Source organism: Rhizobium sp. L43, assembly GCF_002531725.1.
In the GTDB taxonomy this organism is placed as follows: Bacteria; Pseudomonadota; Alphaproteobacteria; order Rhizobiales; family Rhizobiaceae; genus Rhizobium.
The window spans coordinates 1-14,877 of the sequence record NZ_NWSQ01000019.1 but is presented as its reverse complement, the minus strand read 5'-3'; the positions used below and the strand labels follow the sequence as shown (position 1 = coordinate 14,877).

15 protein-coding genes are annotated in these 14,877 nt (G+C 61.8%); 10 read left to right on the top strand and 5 right to left on the bottom strand.

Going from position 1 to position 14,877, the window contains the following annotated elements:
• Positions 1-100 precede the first annotated feature (100 nt).
• From CO667_RS23500 to CO667_RS23490, 3 genes are all read left to right on the top strand, one after another.
• Complete coding sequence (locus CO667_RS23500) at positions 101-1,525, top strand: phosphomannomutase (protein ID WP_097620708.1); 1,425 nt, start codon at positions 101-103, stop codon at positions 1,523-1,525.
• Positions 1,526-1,565: 40 nt separating this feature from the next.
• Positions 1,566-2,993 carry a mannose-1-phosphate guanylyltransferase/mannose-6-phosphate isomerase gene (locus tag CO667_RS23495; protein WP_097620707.1) on the top strand — a complete coding sequence of 476 codons (1,428 nt, stop codon included), beginning with the start codon at positions 1,566-1,568 and terminating at the stop codon, positions 2,991-2,993.
• A 135-nt stretch (positions 2,994-3,128) separates the two neighbouring features.
• Positions 3,129-3,434 (top strand): hypothetical protein, encoded by a 306-nt coding sequence (locus tag CO667_RS23490; protein WP_097620826.1) that lies wholly within the window; start codon positions 3,129-3,131, stop codon positions 3,432-3,434.
• Positions 3,435-3,503: 69 nt separating this feature from the next.
• On the opposite strand, the gene CO667_RS23485 is transcribed toward CO667_RS23490, so the two are convergent.
• Positions 3,504-4,460, bottom strand: coding sequence for an endonuclease/exonuclease/phosphatase family protein (locus CO667_RS23485; RefSeq protein ID WP_097620706.1), 957 nt, complete (start codon positions 4,458-4,460; stop codon positions 3,504-3,506).
• A 281-nt stretch (positions 4,461-4,741) separates the two neighbouring features.
• Between CO667_RS23485 and CO667_RS23480 the strand changes: the two genes are divergently transcribed.
• A complete protein-coding gene (locus CO667_RS23480; protein WP_097620705.1) occupies positions 4,742-5,758 on the top strand; it encodes an NAD-dependent epimerase/dehydratase family protein in 1,017 nt (338 codons plus the stop codon).
• A gap of 20 nt (positions 5,759-5,778) precedes the next feature.
• Here CO667_RS23480 and CO667_RS23475 read toward each other — a convergent pair whose 3' ends face one another.
• Both CO667_RS23475 and CO667_RS23470 read right to left on the bottom strand, forming a co-directional pair.
• Positions 5,779-6,180 carry a hypothetical protein gene (locus CO667_RS23475; protein ID WP_245433240.1) on the bottom strand — a complete coding sequence of 134 codons (402 nt, stop codon included), beginning with the start codon at positions 6,178-6,180 and terminating at the stop codon, positions 5,779-5,781.
• Between the two features lie 177 nt (positions 6,181-6,357).
• Positions 6,358-6,615, bottom strand: coding sequence for a hypothetical protein (locus tag CO667_RS23470; RefSeq protein ID WP_143540744.1), 258 nt, complete (start codon positions 6,613-6,615; stop codon positions 6,358-6,360).
• A gap of 293 nt (positions 6,616-6,908) precedes the next feature.
• On the opposite strand from CO667_RS23470, the gene CO667_RS23465 reads away from it, so the two are divergent.
• The 6 genes from CO667_RS23465 to CO667_RS23440 all read left to right on the top strand — a co-directional run bounded on the left by CO667_RS23465 (position 6,909) and on the right by CO667_RS23440 (position 13,132).
• On the top strand, positions 6,909-7,613 hold the full coding sequence (locus tag CO667_RS23465; protein ID WP_097620703.1) for a CerR family C-terminal domain-containing protein: 705 nt from the start codon (positions 6,909-6,911) through the stop codon (positions 7,611-7,613).
• A complete protein-coding gene (gene hlyD, locus CO667_RS23460) occupies positions 7,610-8,620 on the top strand; it encodes a secretion protein HlyD (RefSeq protein ID WP_097620702.1) in 1,011 nt (336 codons plus the stop codon). The genes CO667_RS23465 and hlyD overlap by 4 nt, the downstream gene beginning before the upstream one ends.
• The gene (locus CO667_RS23455; RefSeq protein ID WP_097620701.1) at positions 8,617-10,374 is read left to right on the top strand and encodes an ATP-binding cassette domain-containing protein; all 1,758 of its coding nucleotides are present in this window, start codon (positions 8,617-8,619) and stop codon (positions 10,372-10,374) included. Before hlyD ends, CO667_RS23455 begins: the two co-directional genes overlap by 4 nt.
• The gene (locus tag CO667_RS23450; RefSeq protein WP_097620700.1) at positions 10,371-11,495 is read left to right on the top strand and encodes an ABC transporter permease; all 1,125 of its coding nucleotides are present in this window, start codon (positions 10,371-10,373) and stop codon (positions 11,493-11,495) included. Before CO667_RS23455 ends, CO667_RS23450 begins: the two co-directional genes overlap by 4 nt.
• A 1-nt stretch (position 11,496) precedes the next feature.
• A complete protein-coding gene (locus CO667_RS23445; protein WP_097620699.1) occupies positions 11,497-12,606 on the top strand; it encodes an ABC transporter permease in 1,110 nt (369 codons plus the stop codon).
• 130 nt (positions 12,607-12,736) lie between these two features.
• A complete protein-coding gene (locus CO667_RS23440; protein ID WP_097620698.1) occupies positions 12,737-13,132 on the top strand; it encodes a DUF1236 domain-containing protein in 396 nt (131 codons plus the stop codon).
• Positions 13,133-13,232: 100 nt separating this feature from the next.
• Here CO667_RS23440 and CO667_RS23435 read toward each other — a convergent pair whose 3' ends face one another.
• Entirely contained in the window at positions 13,233-13,670 is a 438-nt protein-coding gene (locus CO667_RS23435; RefSeq protein ID WP_097620697.1) for an EamA family transporter, read from the bottom strand.
• An 82-nt stretch (positions 13,671-13,752) separates the two neighbouring features.
• Positions 13,753-14,796: a Gfo/Idh/MocA family oxidoreductase gene (locus CO667_RS23430; protein ID WP_097620696.1), complete on the bottom strand. Its 1,044-nt coding sequence runs from the start codon at positions 14,794-14,796 to the stop codon at positions 13,753-13,755.
• Positions 14,797-14,877 lie beyond the last annotated feature (81 nt).

Genomic DNA, 14,877 nt, shown 5'->3' with positions numbered 1-14,877 from the left:
AGGCATCGTCGTTCGTGTTTAACTATATGACGGCTTCGGTATTTACGCCGGCAGGCGGCCTGAGTAGAACCTTGATCGTAAACCGGAGACATCTCTTCAAATGAAATTCGGCACGAGCGGCCTTCGCGGACTTTCAGTGGATCTCAAGGGACGCGCCTCTGCGCTTTATGCGACGGCGTTCGGCAAATATCTGCTGCAGACCGGCAAGGCGCAGCTCGGCGATACCATTCTGATCGGCCGCGATTTTCGCGATTCGAGCCCGGATATCTCCGGAAATTGTGCCGGCGCACTCGCCGCGCTCGGCTTCCGGCTATTCGACTGCGGCAATGTGCCGACACCGGCGCTTGCCCTTTCTGGCCTCGAAAGCAACGCCGCATGCCTGATGATCACGGGCTCGCATATTCCGGCGGACCGCAACGGCATCAAGTTCTATCGCCCGGATGGCGAAATCGACAAATCGGACGAGGCAGCAATCACGGCATGGGCGGCCGAGATCGAACGAACAGGCGAGGCCGTTGCAGAGGCACCGGCCAAGACCGAAAATCATGAGGCGATCTGCCGGCAGCTCTTTTTCGAACGCAATGCCGCCTTGCTTCCGCAAGGCGCGCTCTCCGGCCTGAAGATCGGCGTCTACCAGCACAGCACCGTCGCCCGCGATCTGCTGGTCGATGTTCTCGCCCATTACGGCGCCGAGATCACCGCTCTCGGACGTTCGGAGAGTTTCATTCCGGTCGACACCGAAGCCGTTTCCGACGAGACGATCACGCTGATGAAGCGCTGGACGTCCGATCACACGTTCGATGCGATCGTCTCGACCGATGGCGACGGCGACCGCCCGCTGGTCGCGGACGAAACCGGCACGCCGCTGCGCGGCGACCTTCTCGGCCTTGTCGCAGCCAATTTTCTCGGCGCCGGCACGGTGGTGACACCGGTGACCTCCAATTCCGGCATCGAGGCCGCAGGCTCCTTCACCGTCAGGCGCACCCGCGTCGGCTCGCCCTTCGTCATCGCAGGCATGGAAGAGGCGGTAGCGGCCGGCGCGGACCATGTCATGGGCTTTGAGGCCAATGGCGGGCTGCTGACCGCAACCCCCTTCGATATCAACGGCCGTGCCGTGCGCGCCTTGCCGACGCGCGATTGTTTTATCCCGATACTCGCGATCCTGTCACTCGCCGCCATCCGCAAGCAGCCGCTTTCTGCCGTTGCCGCCTCTTATCACCTGCCCTTTGCCGCCGCCGATCGCCTGGAGAATTTTCCGGTGGAGACGAGCGCGGCGCTGATGGAGCATCTGCGCGCCTCCAATGAAAATCTCCGGGCTTTCCTGCAGCCAATCGGCGAGCTGGCGACGAAATCCGACATCGACGGACTTCGCGTGACGCTGAAGGATGGCGGGATCATCCATTTCCGCCCCTCCGGCAATGCACCTGAGATGCGCTGCTATGTGGAAGCCGGCGGCGAAGCTGCAGCTCTGGAGCTGCTGGATGCCGGGCTAACCCGAATAAGAGACTGGGCAGAGGCCCGCTAAACATGCCACGATCAAGCCGTTTATTTCAAGGAACCCGCCTATGACGCAGAAAATCGTTCCCGTGATCATGGCCGGCGGCAAAGGCACGCGGCTCTGGCCGCTTTCCCGGGCCACCGCACCGAAACAATTCATCCAGTTCGTCGGCGACAAGACGCTGTTTCAGGCGACCCTTGAACGCGTTTCCAACCCGGAGTTCTATGAAGCTCCGATCGTCGTCACCAATGAGGAATTCCGCTTCCTGGTCGCCGAGCAGGCCCGCGAGCTGGCCGTCCCGCTCGCTGCCGTGCTGCTCGAACCGGTCGCCCGCAACACCGCCGCAGCGGTCGCCGCTGCCGCAACGCTGGCTGGCGAGCTCTTCGGCAAGGATACGATCATCCAGATGCTCGCCTCGGATCACGAGATCCTCGCCGACAAGAGTTATTTCGATTGCATCCATATCGCCCGCGACGCGGCAGCCGACGGCAAGCTGGTTACCTTCGGCATCAACCCCACCGAGCCGGCGACCGGTTACGGCTATATCGAGATCGGCGATGCGCTCGAAAACGGCGCCCATAAGGTCAAGCGCTTCGTGGAGAAGCCGGCATTGGAAAAGGCCGAACAGATGCTCGCCGACGGCGGCTTCTACTGGAATTCCGGCATCTTCATGTTCCCGGTGACGGAACTCATCGCCGAATTGCAGGAATATGCGCCCGATGTACTGAAGGCGGCAAGCAAGGCCGTTTCGAAGGCCAGTCGCGATCTCGATTTTACCCGCCTCGACGCCGACCATTTCGCCAAAAGTCCCGATATTTCCATCGACTATGCGATCATGGAGAAGACCTCCAAAGCCGCCGTTGTCCCCTCGCCATTTCGGTGGTCGGATATGGGAAGCTGGGACGCCGTCTGGAAATCGGGCAAACGCGATGACAACGGCAATGTCGCGGCAGCCAATACGACCGTCGTCAATACCCGCAATTCGCTCGTCATGACCCATGGCGTGCATCTTGCTGTCCAGGGCATGGACGATGTCGCCGTCATCGCCAGTGAGGACGCCGTCTATGTCGGACCGCTGAAAGACAGCCAGAATGTCGGGCAACTGGTCAAGATGTTGGCCTCTTCTTCCGCTACGGCGAAATTCGCCGAAACCCACCCGACATCCTACCGCCCCTGGGGCGGCTACACTTCGATCCTCAACGGCGACCGTTTCCAGGTGAAGCGCATCTTCGTCACGCCGGGCAAGAAGCTTTCGCTGCAGAAGCACCACCATCGCTCCGAACATTGGGTTGTCGTCAAGGGAACCGCCGAGGTGACGGTCGGCGAGAGCGTTCGAATGCTGCGCGAGAACGAAAGCGTCTATATCCCGCTCGGCGAAGTCCACCGTCTCGCCAATCCCGGCAAGATCGTCCTCGAGCTGATCGAGGTGCAGACGGGCTCCTATCTCGGCGAGGACGACATCATCCGCATTGTCGATGAGTTCGGAAGAACCTAACGTCGCGGCCGGATCGCGGGTCTCATCCAAACAATGCGCCGGCTTTTCCGGCGCGACCACCATTGCTGTTGAAGTCGCCATCGGAATTCTCGTAGAATGGACGCACCGAAAGACATGACCGGAGATATCCCCCTGATGCGCATCTTGCCCGCCCTCGCCGGATTTCTTGCAATCATGGGACCGGGAATGGCGTTTGCCGAAACCGCAAAAATGCGAACCGCAAGCGAGGCCGAAATTCGCGAGCACCTGCCGGGCACGTCGGAACTGAAAGAAAGCAGCAACGGTTACGAATATCGCAAGGGCAACGCCAACGGCTATAAGATAACCAATGGCCAGGTCTGCGTCCGGTTTCCCAATAAGTCGACCGACTGCGTCAACGTGAAGACCGACGGCGAGAAATTTCAGATGATCGACAAGAAAGGCGGCAGAACGCGATTTTGACTTTGCCCGGGGCAGGTTACCTGCCTGGGCAAGTCACCTTGCCCAGGCAGGGAACCTGCCCCGGCAAGTTTACCTTGCCGGTGAAGTTTCGCCATCCTTGTCGAGAACAAATTCAGCGATCAGGCCCGAATGGTTCGAGCCAAGATTGTCATCGAGACGTTTCAGCGACGTCAGATGAAGCGGCGCGCGGGCGAATATGTGATCGATGGCGATCCCGAGCAAGCCGGCGCCGACTGGCCATGTTGCCGGTTCCGGCACGATCGTTTTCAGTTTCTGTTCGCGCAGGAAACCCTGGATGCTCGGGGCGATCACCGCGGAGTTGAAATCACCTGCCAGCACCAGAGGGCCGTCGATCGAACCCAGCGCTTTGCCGAGATCTTCCAATTCAGCCATCTGGAAATCATCGAAGTAGGGTTTGGTCAGGTGCGCCGAGACCAGATTGATGGTTTCGCCGCCAAACTCGACGCTCCATATCACAAGCCTGTCTTTCCTGAGACTGCCCATGCTTGCGACCTGCCGGCTGACGAACGGGCGTTTGGACAGCACCAGCGTATCGCAGCTATCCTTCCCGTTGTCGCAGCCGATGTGATAGGGATAGGCCTTGAACAGCTGCTGCAAATGGAATGTCAGCGGCTTGGCTTCGAGCAAGTTGACGACATCGGCATTCGAAGCGACCACCATGTCGGTGATTGCGGTCGAGTTTTTCCAGTTGTCGATCGCGATGTTGAACGACATCAGGCGAAAAAGCGGCGGCCTGTCCGCGCCTCTGTCGTCCTCCGAAAACTCGCGCAGCATGACGACGCCGTGAGCGACGAGAAGAAGCGAGGCAAACAGAAGGACGAAGCCGTAGATCCGTCCCCTGACAGCCAGAATGATGAGGCTGGCGATAACAAAGAGGACGCCGAAATGAATCTGAAAACTGTAGAGGAAGGACAGCAGCCAGAAATTCGTGACATAGCGTAGAGACACGATCGCGATGGCAACGGTCAGAAACGCACAGAGAACCCAGTAAATTATCTCTCTCATCGATCCTGACCTGCTTACAGACGACCCGCCGGCCATAACATGCAGGCCACCATGCCGCAATGCAGCATAAAAGCCGATGGCCGCGGCCGGCCTTCAGACGATATCGACGGCCTTTCCCTCATCCGGCAGGGCAGCGGGCGGATGTGCCGAAGACTACTGCCTGGACCGCCGCCTTCTCTTTCAAAGACCTATCGACTCGGCCTCTTCTTATCTTGTAAGTGGGGGGCACGTGAGACGGAGTCGGCTCTTTGCCGTCGGCAAGGAGTCGAGAAAAGGTGGGAATGCGCTACTTCATTACAGGCACTGCCGGCTTTATCGGTTTTCATCTGGCCAGGCGCCTGCTGCAGGAAGGGCATGACGTCACAGGTTTCGACGGCCTCACTCCCTATTACAATGTCAAGCTCAAGGAGATGCGCCATGCAGCACTCTCCCAGTTTCCGGCCTTCAAACCCGTCATCTCAATGCTTGAGGACCGGCCGGCGCTGGAAGCGGCTGTTCTGGCAGCCAAGCCCGACGTCCTGATCCACCTCGCCGCCCAGGCCGGTGTGCGCTACAGCCTGGAAAATCCCGAGGCCTATCTTCGTTCGAACGTCGAAGGCTCGTGGAACATCATGGAAATCGCCCGGCGCGTCGAAATCCGCCACCTGATGCTGGCCTCGACATCGTCGATCTACGGCGCCAATGCGACCGTCCCCTTTCACGAAACCGATCGCGCCGACGAACCGCTGACCATCTATGCCGCGACGAAGAAATCGATGGAACTGATGGCGCATAGCTACGCCCATCTCCACCAGATTCCGACCACGGCCTTTCGTTTCTTCACGGTGTATGGTCCGTGGGGCCGGCCCGACATGGCACTGTTCAAATTCACCAAGAACATGCTCGAAGACCAGCCGATCGAGATCTACGGCGAAGGCAATATGAGCCGTGATTTCACCTATATCGACGATCTGATCGAAGCGATCGTCAGGCTATCGGCAATCGCCCCGAGCGAGGATAACCGTCTCAACAACGTGGCCGTTGAAACGCTTTCGCGTCAGGCGCCCTTTCGCGTCGTCAATATTGGCGGGGGTCAGCCGGTCAGCCTGATGGATTTCGTCGAAACGGTGGAGAAGGCGCTCGGCCGTCCTGCCATCCGCAAGATGCTGGCGATGCAGAAGGGTGACGTGCCGCGCACCTTCGCAGCCCCTGATCTGCTGGTGGCACTGACGGGATACAAGCCGGATACGACTTTGGATGTCGGCGTCAAGGCCTTCGTCGAGTGGTATCTCGACGTGCGCGGCGAACTCGGCGCCTAGCCTATTTCCGATCCGGAGTGTCAGCGGAGAAACGTCACCGCATGCACGGCGTTGACCGCCTGGGAGAACACGTAGTCGACGACGGCCCGACCTGAGAGATAGGTCTTGAGCTCATAGCCCTGACCCTCGACTTCCGCAGGGCTGCGCAGAACGAAAGGCATGCCCGGGCGCACGAAACCGGCACGTGTCGTCAACGGAACCTCGGGCGAATGACCAATGGCAGAGGTGTACATCAGGTCGCGGGCAAGGCTGGCGGGGCCGATGGCGAATGCCGGCCCGGCAGCGACGGTGATGGTCAGAGTCAAGGCGATGGCGGCGAGCGTCTTGTGCATGTCGAAGTCCCCGTTTTGCGGATCGGCGGGCTTTTGCATCGCCCGGCTCCAAACGATCGATGCGTCTGTCCACGCTTCGGCCGCTTTCATGAGACCACTCTACACATCAGTATTTTCAGGCCTTTTAAGCGGATCGATCAAATTTTACGAAATTTGATTTTCTCGGAAAAGGCCGGGGATCCACAGGAAAAATAGGTTGGCCGGCCCGGCGGGCCGCGAATGCAACGTCGGCGAAACGTGCCGATAATCTCGGCCCAACATCGCAGTCTACAGAATGCGATCCAGTTTCTTGTTGATATGCAGGTTCGGCATCAATCCCGCACTTTGCGCAGCATGATAGGATTCCCGCGCCGCATCGAACGAGATCGACCACATGATGGCGCTGAGCAGGAGCGCGATAATATAAATTTGGATACGCATCGCATCGGCGATACGGAAAGAGCAAGGCAGTTTTGTGTCAAAAAATGACCGTGGAAATAGAAAAAAACCCAAACCTTTTTGCCCCGCAACATTGGCGCCAGACACATTAGTGTCGCCAAAATTAGTGATAGTGCATCGCTACCTGTTAGCAGCCAACCCCGAGGCTTGGTTTCTCCTGCCCACCCTGAGTAACCCTGAGAGGTCCGTTCGTCACGGGCCTCTTTGCCTTTGTCGCCAACGTTTCCCGTGGACAGCTCCAATACGATCGACGTTGAGGGCTGAACGGCCCATTCGGCTGATCGCCCTCTTCTTCGCCAATGTATGTTCGGGTTTGCAGGCTCTTCCACAAAATATATCATTCGATTGACTTATTTTCTTGCCAATGTTATAAAACCGTCATGAACCAGGAGCATGACGCCCAACTTCCGCCAGTTTCCGCCCGCGCCGAGATCGCGCGCCGGAAGATGCTGACTGCCGCTCTCGACGTCTTCGGGCGCTACGGCTTCGACGGCGCCTCGACGCGCCAACTGACCGAAGCCGCCGGCGTCAACCTGCAGGCCATCCCCTATTATTTCGGCAGCAAGGAAGGTCTCTACCTCGCCACCGCCGAATATCTGATGGCCCGCATCGACACGCATGTCGGCGACATGAGGGCGCGCATCGGCGCGCATCTGTTGGCGCTCGACGCCGCCGGCGAACGGCTCGCCGAAGCTGAAGCCCGTCGCTTCCTCACAGAAATTCTGCAAACCATGGTGACGCTTTTCGTCGGCAAGGAATCCGAATCCTGGGCGCGCTTCCTGATCCGTGAGCAGATGGAGCCGACCGAGGCCTTCACACGGGTCTATCAGGGCATCATGCGGCCGATGATCGAGATGGGCCGACGGCTGATCGGCGCCATCCTGCGTGAAGACCCCGGCTCGGAACATGTGCGCCTGCGCACCTTCAACCTTCTCGGCAGTATCCTGGTCTTTCGCGTCACCCACGCAGCCGTGCTCGCCCAGATGGAATGGGACGCCGTCGGCCCGGAACAGGTGGACACCTTGCGCGGCCTTGCCGCCGAACTGGTCGATCTCCTCGGTCCGCCGAGAGGAGGTGCAGCATGAAACGCATCCTCCCCTTCGTCGTCCTTCTCCTCGTTGCGGCAGGCGCCGCCTGGTGGTACGGCCTGCCCGAAAGGTTCGGCTGGCTGCCCGAGGCCCGCCGCGAATTCGTGCTTTACGGCAATGTCGATATCCGCCAGGTCTCGCTCGGGTTCCGCGTCAGCGGCCGCCTCTCCGAACTCCGTGTCGACGAGGGCGACGTGGTCAAGAGCGGAACGATCCTGGCGAAGCTCGACGCCGCGCCCTATGAATTCGCCGTCCGCTCCGGCGAGGCCAATGCCGCGGCGCTTCGCGCAACGCTCGACAAGCTGAAGGCCGGGCCGCGGCCGACCGAGATCGCCCAGGCGCGCGCCGCCTATGACGAAAGCCTCGCGGATCTGCAGAATGCCAACCTCGCCTATGAGCGCGCCCGCCAGCTTCGCCCGCAAGGCACGATTTCCGAAGCGAGCCTCGACCAGGCAACTGCCGCAAAGGCAATGGCCGCCGCCCGCTCCGCTTCCGCCAACGAGGCGCTGAAGCTGCTGCTGGAGGGCTCGCGCATCGAGGATATCGCCGCCGCCGACGCGCAGGTGAAGGCGGCGGAAGCAACGCTTGCCTCGGCCCGCACCTCGCTTGAAGATACCGAGCTGCGTGCGGCAAATGACGGCGTCATCCTCTCCCGCGTGCGGGAAACCGGCGCGATCGTCTCGCCGGCCGATACCGTCTTCGTCTTGTCCCTGACAAAACCCGTCTGGGTGCGCAGCTATGTCGCGGAACCCGATCTCGGCCGCATCCATCCCGGCATGAAGGTATCAGTCGCCTCCGATACGGCGCCCGACAAACCCTATCAAGGCACGATCGGCTTCATTTCGCCGGTCGCCGAATTCACCCCGAAATCGGTGGAGACGCCGGAACTGAGAACCGACCTCGTCTATCGCCTGAGGATCGTCATCGACAAGCCCGGCCCGGATCTGCGCCAGGGCATGCCGGTCACCGTACGCCTGTCCGCGCCTGCGGCAGACGGACGATGACCGCCGCCGGGACCGCCCCCCAGACAGGTTGGGACGACAAGCCGCTCGTCCGGATCGACGGCGTCACCAAACGCTTCGGCAACGCGCCTCCCGCCCTCGACGCCGTCTCTGGCGCGATCGGTGGCGGCGCGATCACCGGTCTCGTCGGCCCCGACGGCGCCGGCAAGACGACGCTGATCCGCCTGATGACCGGCCTGATGCTGCCCGATACGGGCGCGGTGGAGGTTCTCGGCTTCGACACCAGGAAGAATGCCGCCGGCATCCAAGCGGCGATCGGCTACATGCCGCAGCGCTTCGGCCTCTATGAGGACCTCTCGGTGCAGGAAAACCTCGATCTCTACGCCGATCTGCGCGGCCTGCCGAAGAGCGAACGTGCCGGCGCCTTCGACGAACTGCTCACCTTCACCGACCTGAAGCGTTTCACCGGCCGGCTCGCCGGCAAACTTTCCGGCGGCATGAAGCAGAAGCTCGGCCTTGCCTGCGCGCTTCTGAAGAAGCCGCGCCTGCTGCTGCTAGACGAGCCGGGCGTCGGCGTCGACCCGATCTCACGCCGCGACCTTTGGAAGATGGTCGAGAACTTGACGAAGGAAGGTATCGGCGTCGTCTGGTCTACCGCCTATCTCGACGAGGCCGAAGCCTGCGACCACGTGCTGCTTTTGAACCAGGGCAAACTGCTCTTCTCGGGAAAACCGCAGGAGATGACCGAGCGCGTCAACGGCCGCGTCTTCCGGGTGTCCGATGTCACCGGGCGCCGCCGGCAGGTGCTCGCCGAACTCCTTCAGGCCGATGGCGTCATCGACGGCGTGATCCAGGGCGAGGCTATCCGCCTGGTCGCCGCCAGCGGCAAGAGGCCCGATATCGGCAAGGCCGGCGACCGCGCATCGCTTTCCCCTGCCCCGCCCCGTTTCGAGGATGCCTTCGTCGACATGCTGGGCGGCGGCCCCGGCGGCCGCTCCAGGCTTGCCGAGGCGCAGGCGCCGCTGCAGGCCGAAGGTGGTCGACCGGTGATCGAGGCCAAGGGGCTGACCAAGCGCTTCGGCGATTTCACTGCCGCCGACGATATCAGCTTCGATATCCGCCGCGGCGAGATCTTCGGCCTGCTCGGCCCGAATGGCGCCGGCAAATCCACCACCTTCAAAATGCTTTGCGGCCTGTTGAAGCCGACCGGCGGCGAAGGCCGTGTCGCCGGTTTCGATCTTCGCCGCGATGCCGCCGAAGCCCGCAATCAGCTCGGCTACATGGCGCAGAAATTCTCGCTCTACGGCGATCTCACCGTCATGCAGAACCTCGAATTCTTTGCCGGCGTCTATGGCCTTCGCGGCCAGCACAGGCGCGAGCGCATCGAACTGATGGCCGACATCTTCGATTTCGGCCGCCATGCCCGCGAGCCCGCCAAGGACCTGCCGCTCGGCCTCAAGCAGCGCCTGGCGCTTGCCTGCGCCGTCATGCACGAACCGCGCGCCCTATTCCTGGACGAACCGACCTCCGGCGTCGATCCGATCACCCGGCGCGAGTTCTGGACGCATATCAATGGGCTGGTGGAAAAGGGCGTCACCGTGCTCGTCACCACCCATTTCATGGACGAGGCGGAATATTGCGACCGCATCTCGCTGATCTATCGCGGCCGCTCGATCGCGCTCGGCTCTCCGGATGAATTAAAGGCCCGGGTCGCCACCAAGAAGCAGCCGGACCCGACGATGGAGGATGCCTTCATCGCGCTGGTGCAGCAATCGGAAGCGGAGGATGCGGCATGAGCCAGTCCGGCCGGCTTCGGCGTCTTTCAGCCCTGGTGCGCAAGGAAAGCTTGCAGGCGATCCGCGATCCGAGCAGCATCCTCATCGCCTTCGTGCTGCCGCTGATCCTGCTATTTCTCTTCGGCTACGGCGTCTCGCTCGATACCACCCGCACCCGTATCGGCCTGGCGACCGAAGAGATGACGCCGCTGACGCAGGATCTGTCGGCCAGTTTCCAGGCCTCGCGCTATTTCGATGTGGTGATCGGCCGTGACCGGCGCCTGTTCGAGGAGGATCTCGTGATCGGCAAGGTGCGCGGCATCGTCATCATCCCGGCCGACTTCACCACGCGTTACACCGCCGGCAACCGTCCCTCGATCCAGGTCATCGTCGACGGCTCCGACCCGAACACGGCGAATTTCGTGCAGAATTACGCGCAGGGCGCGGTTGCCAACTGGGAGCAGCAGAGGCAGGCGGATGTCGCCTCCCGCAGTCCCACCATCGCAGTCGAGCAGCGCTTCTGGTTCAACCCGGAACTGACCAGCCGCAATTTCCTGGTGCCGGGCTCGATTGCCATCGTCATGACGCTTGTGGGCACACTGCTGACCTCGCTCGTCGTCGCCCGCGAGTGGGAGCGCGGCACCATGGAGGCGATGATGGCGACGCCGGTGACGGCGGTCGAACTGCTCGCCGGCAAGATCCTGCCCTATTTCCTGCTCGGCCTCACCTCGATGACGCTCTGCGTGCTGCTTGCGGTCTTTCTCTTCGGCGTGCCGTTCCGCGGCTCCGTCGCGGCTCTTTACGCCCTGTCGGCCGCCTTCCTGATCCCGGCGCTCGGCCAGGGCCTGCTGATTTCGACGGCCACGAAGAACCAGTTTCTCGCCTCGCAGCTGGCGCTGATATCAGCCTTCCTGCCGGCCTTTCTACTGTCGGGCTTCCTGTTCGAGATCAATTCCATGCCTGCTGTCATCCAGTGGATCACCTTCATCGTGCCGGCGCGTTACCTGATCCCCAGCCTGCAAACGGTGTTCCTCGCCGGCGACATCTGGCCGATGTTCGTCAAGGCGATATCGGTGATGCTGACGATCGGCGGCGTCATGTTCATGCTTGCCGCCCGCAGCACCAGAAAAAGGATCGGCTGAGATGTGGACAAGGCTCTACGCCCTGATCGTCAAGGAATTGCTCGCCGTGCTGCGCGATCCCAAGGGCCGCGCGATCCTGATCGGCCCGCCGATCGTCCAGCTTCTCGTCTTCTCCTATGCGGCGACGCTCGAAGTCCGCAATGTCGACGTGATGATCCTCAACCGCGACAGCGGCCATTGGAGCCAGGAGCTGATCGAGCGCATCGATGGTTCGCCGACCTTCCGTCGGATCGAAGTCGCCTCCAGCCAGGCCGAAGTCCAGGTGGCGATCGACAACCAGACCGTCATCGCCGCCGTCGAGATCGGCCCGGATTTTTCGCGCAACATCGAGGCGGGAACGCCGGCCGACCTGCAAGTCGTGCTCGACGGCCGCCGCTCCAACGCCTCGCAGATCGTCGCGGGTTATCTCTCGCAGATCGGCGCGGCGCTTGCCACCGAGACGCCGGCAGGCAAACGCTCCGGCGCAGAGACGGTTTCGACCGTGCCGCGCAACTGGTTCAACCCGAACCTCACCTACCAATGGTTCATGGTGCCTAACCTGATCGCCAGCATCGCGCTATTGATCGGCCTGATCGTCACGGCCTTGTCGATCGCCCGCGAGCGCGAACTCGGCACCTTCGACCAGTTGATGGTCTCGCCGCTGCGCATGCACGAGATCCTGATCGGCAAGCTGATCCCGCCGATGATGATCGGGCTCTTCCACATCACCGTCTATATCCTCGCCGCCGTCTTCCTCTTCGAGGTGCCGCTGCGCGGCTCGCTCTTCCTGCTTTACGGCAGCGCGATCTTCTATCTCGGTTCGGTCGCCGGCCTCGGCCTCTTCATCTCGGCGCTGTCGATGACGCAGCAGCAGGCGATCCTCGGCGCCTTCCTGTTCATGGTCCCGGCCATGCTGCTTTCAGGCTTCGCGACACCGATCGAGAACATGCCGGGCTGGCTGCAGCCGATCACCCTGATCAACCCGCTGCGCTATTTCCTGGTGATCGTCAAAGGCGTTTTCCTCAAAGATATCCCCTTGAGCGAGGTGGTACACCAGACGATCCCGCTGGCGCTGATCGCCGCCGTGACGCTCACAGCCGCCGCCTGGCTGTTCCGCCGGCGCCTGGAATAATCCGTCTCGGCCGATGCTTCAGCCGCCTCACAGAATGTGAACCGGCCTTCCAAAGCGTGACTCTCCCTTGCCGGAACCTCGGATTGGCGTGGTCGTTACCCAAACGCAACCCCAGCAAAGGAGAAGCAAAATGTACAAGATCCTACTTGTCTCCAGCGCCCTTGCGCTGTCGTCGCTTGCCACCAATGCTCTGGCTGACGGAGCCGTGACCGGTGCCGCCGGCGGCGCCATCACCGGCGCGATCGTCGGTGGTCCCGTAGGTGCTGCCGTTGGCGGTATAGCCGGCGGTGTCGCCGGTGCGGTCGTCGATCCGCCGCCGCGCGAGGTCGTGACCTATGTCCAGCAGCAGCCGGCCCCCACCGCCTCGGTGGTCGTCCAGGAACCGATCGTTGTCGGCAAGCCGCTTCCGGCTGATGTCGTCGTCACGCCGGTGCCGGACAATCCGAAATATGCCTATACGGTCATCAACAATCAACGCGTGATCGTCGAACCCCGCACCCACCGCGTGGTGCAGGTGATTGAATAATCAACCCGCCGAGGCCGTCTGCTGCCGCCCGGCCACCTCCGGCCCCGCTTCGGCGGGGCCTTTTCGTGCCGTTGCGAACACGCCTTATGCTCGTCGCCGGTTAAGCCCTGTAGGCGACGAGCACGGCGCCTCCCGCAATCAGAATGACGCCAAGCCAGTTCGGAAGCGTGAGCCGTTCGCCAAGGAACAACACCGCAAAGACGGCCACGAAGACGACGGACAGCTTGTCGATCGGCGCGACGCGGGCGGCATCACCGAGCTTCAGGGCTCGGAAATAGCAAATCCAGGATGCGCCGGTGGCAAGGCCGGAGAGCACCAGGAAGAGCCAGCTCCTGCTCGACACCGAAGACGGCTCCTGCCAATTGCCTGAGATAGAGACCATCATTCCCGCCGCCAGCAGGATGACGATGGTGCGAATGAAGGTCGCGAAGTCGGAATTCACGTTCTCGACGCCGACTTTGGCAAAAATCGCCGTGAGCGCCGCAAATCCGGCGGAAAGAAGCGCCCAAAGCGGCCAGCTTGTCAGAAGGCTTTTCATGCGGGTTGCCCTATGCCTTACGAAGATGTGCGGCGAGGAAACCGCTCACGACGTTCCTATCGCGAGCGGTTTGATATCTCAATCAGACCTTCAGCTCGCGCCGCTCACGCTCGGTCACCATCGCGAGGTCGAGCACCTTCTGCAGGTTGGCGGCGTGGCGGAAGTTCGGGTCCGGCTGAATGCCGCTTGCCACAGCCTCGGCAAAACGCTCGTAATTGGTCGCCACCGGTTCCACTTCGATCTGCGTCCAGGTGGCGGTTTCGACACCCTCGCCGAGGCAGCCATGCAGCTCGGAACCGCTGGGACGATGGATGACCTCGAGGCTGCCCCTCTCGCCATAAATGCGCAGCTTCAGCTCGTTCAGATGCCCTGTCGCCCAGCGGCTGGCGTGGATGACGCCGAGCGCGCCATTAGCGAAATCGACGGACATGGTGAAGCTGTCATTGGCATCAAGCAGATACTCGCCGATCTGGCCACCCGGCGCCTTGTTGAAGGTCTTCAGCCGCGCAAAGACGTGGTCGATGTCGGTCGCCGCGCCATAGGCGGCGAAATCGAGGATATGGATGCCGACGTCGCCGAGCACGCCGTTCGAGCCGTGGCCGGTGGAAAGCCGCCATAACCAGGTCGATTCCGTGCGCCAGTCGCCCCAGGCGCGCGACACGAGCCAACTCTGAAGATAGGAGGCTTCCACGTGCCGGATCGTGCCGAGCTCGCCTGATAGCACCATCTCGCGGGCGCGCTGCAGCGGCGCGACGTTGCGATAGGTGAGGTTCACCATGTTGATGACGCCGGCCTTTTCGGCCGCCTCCGTCATCTCCAAAGCCTTCGCATAATTCTCCGCCAGCGGCTTTTCGCAGAACACATGCTTGCCCGCGGCGATCAGCGCCATCGTCGTCGGGTGATGGATGCGGTCGGGCGTAACGTTCGTCGCCGCATCGAATTCACCCCAGGCGATCGCCTCCTCCAGTGAAAGAAACCGCTTTTCGATGTTGAACTTGTCGGCGAAGGCCGACAGCCGCTCAGGATCGGTGTCGACGGCACCGACCACGGTCACGCCGTCGATAAGGGTGAAGCGGGCGAGCTGGTTTTTCGCCATCACCCCGGTGCCAAGAACGAGTAGTCGCATGGATGCTCCTCAGCGGTAACCGGCTTCGCCGGCCTGGTGCAGTTTCGGGCCGCGTTCGACGATCGGCTCCAGTGCTTTTTC

Bases quoted from the DNA above. Each gene is read 5' to 3' on its own strand.
- CO667_RS23490 (WP_097620826.1), top strand. From the start codon at position 3,129: ATGCGCATCTTGCCCGCCCTCGCCGGATTTCTTGCAATCATGGGACCG.
- CO667_RS23440 (WP_097620698.1), top strand. From the start codon at position 12,737: ATGTACAAGATCCTACTTGTCTCCAGCGCCCTTGCGCTGTCGTCGCTT.
- CO667_RS23495 (WP_097620707.1), top strand. From the start codon at position 1,566: ATGACGCAGAAAATCGTTCCCGTGATCATGGCCGGCGGCAAAGGCACG.
- CO667_RS23480 (WP_097620705.1), top strand. From the start codon at position 4,742: ATGCGCTACTTCATTACAGGCACTGCCGGCTTTATCGGTTTTCATCTG.
- CO667_RS23465 (WP_097620703.1), top strand. From the start codon at position 6,909: ATGAACCAGGAGCATGACGCCCAACTTCCGCCAGTTTCCGCCCGCGCC.
- CO667_RS23500 (WP_097620708.1), top strand. From the start codon at position 101: ATGAAATTCGGCACGAGCGGCCTTCGCGGACTTTCAGTGGATCTCAAG.
- CO667_RS23435 (WP_097620697.1), bottom strand. From the start codon at position 13,670: ATGAAAAGCCTTCTGACAAGCTGGCCGCTTTGGGCGCTTCTTTCCGCC.
- CO667_RS23445 (WP_097620699.1), top strand. From the start codon at position 11,497: ATGTGGACAAGGCTCTACGCCCTGATCGTCAAGGAATTGCTCGCCGTG.
- hlyD (WP_097620702.1), top strand. From the start codon at position 7,610: ATGAAACGCATCCTCCCCTTCGTCGTCCTTCTCCTCGTTGCGGCAGGC.
- CO667_RS23430 (WP_097620696.1), bottom strand. From the start codon at position 14,796: ATGCGACTACTCGTTCTTGGCACCGGGGTGATGGCGAAAAACCAGCTC.
- CO667_RS23475 (WP_245433240.1), bottom strand. From the start codon at position 6,180: ATGAAAGCGGCCGAAGCGTGGACAGACGCATCGATCGTTTGGAGCCGG.
- CO667_RS23485 (WP_097620706.1), bottom strand. From the start codon at position 4,460: ATGAGAGAGATAATTTACTGGGTTCTCTGTGCGTTTCTGACCGTTGCC.
- CO667_RS23455 (WP_097620701.1), top strand. From the start codon at position 8,617: ATGACCGCCGCCGGGACCGCCCCCCAGACAGGTTGGGACGACAAGCCG.
- CO667_RS23450 (WP_097620700.1), top strand. From the start codon at position 10,371: ATGAGCCAGTCCGGCCGGCTTCGGCGTCTTTCAGCCCTGGTGCGCAAG.